This window comes from Neglectibacter sp. X4, assembly GCF_009917365.1.
GTDB lineage: Bacteria > Bacillota > Clostridia > Oscillospirales > Acutalibacteraceae > Acutalibacter.
The window spans coordinates 1-333 of the sequence record NZ_QWLE01000272.1 but is presented as its reverse complement, the minus strand read 5'-3'; the positions used below and the strand labels follow the sequence as shown (position 1 = coordinate 333).

General features: G+C 36.3%; 1 pseudogene. It reads left to right on the top strand.

Annotated features, from left to right (window positions below):
* Positions 1-188, top strand: a pseudogene (locus D1841_RS18080) (hypothetical protein); the annotation flags it as partial.
* Positions 189-333 lie beyond the last annotated feature (145 nt).

The window sequence follows — 333 nt, the reverse complement described above, 5'->3', positions numbered from 1 at the left end:
AAGAGGGGGAATTGCCTGTTCGACTCACGAGAAATGTAGGCAAGGTAACATATGTGTTGTATTGGGTGTTAGAAAATGAAGAAGCTCATGCAAGAGTATCTAAACTTGGTATAGAGAAGTTTTACAAACGTTGGAACAGATGTTTAACTACAATGCCTAAAATAATTTTGGGTGAGAATATCGTCTAACCACAAATTCCAGTTTGTATGACGAATTTTTTCAAACAGCCTCATTGCATAGGAATGCCAAACAGATTATCCTTAAAGTAGGAGGTGGCAGAAATGGCAAACGAAGATAAAAAAGATTTTAATGCTATGTTGCACGATAATAAGG